A 660-nucleotide genomic window follows, 5' to 3' on the forward strand; every position below is an offset into this window, starting at 1 on the left:
CGACATAACTCGTGCTGGGTTTCCCCATTCGGAAATCTCTGGATCAAAGCTTACTTACAGCTCCCCAAAGCATATCGTCGTTAGTAACGTCCTTCATCGGCTTCTAGTGCCAAGGCATCCACCGTGCGCCCTTAATAACTTAATCTAAACGTTATGATAAACGCTCGCATTCTACCTTATTTCTTTCTTCGCTTGTTCATTTACGAGAAGTAAACTTCACTGCGCTCATCAAGAAATGCGTTGACTGACAAGCGTTTTCATAAACGTTTGTACAATCAAAAATACGATGTTTACCATCACCAGTTATTAATTATGTGAGTCGTCATTTGACGACTAGCGATAATTTTTTGTTTCAAGCTTTTAAACGCTTGTCACTCGGTTTTGCTTGGTAAAATCTATACTTACTTATCTAGTTTTCAATGTACAATTTCAAATGGTGGGCCTAAGTGGACTCGAACCACCGACCTCACGCTTATCAGGCGTGCGCTCTAACCAGCTGAGCTATAGGCCCATTTGAATTTTGAATTCTCAATGAATGAGCATTCAAAACTGAATACAATATGTCACGTTAATTCGCTTATCACCTGATGGTGATATTCCGTATATTATCCTTAGAAAGGAGGTGATCCAGCCGCACCTTCCGATACGGCTACCTTGTTA

Annotated in this window: 1 tRNA gene and 1 rRNA gene; both read right to left on the reverse strand. The window is 40.8% G+C overall.

Annotated elements, in window-relative coordinates:
- A 23S ribosomal RNA gene (locus BJK46_RS12075) occupies positions 1–145 on the reverse strand; the annotation flags it as partial.
- A gap of 289 nt (positions 146–434) precedes the next feature.
- Positions 435–511 (reverse strand) — tRNA-Ile (locus BJK46_RS12080).
- Between the last annotated feature and the right edge of the window lie 149 nt (positions 512–660).

The organism is Staphylococcus pseudintermedius (assembly GCF_001792775.2).
Taxonomy (GTDB): Bacteria; Bacillota; Bacilli; order Staphylococcales; family Staphylococcaceae; genus Staphylococcus; species Staphylococcus pseudintermedius.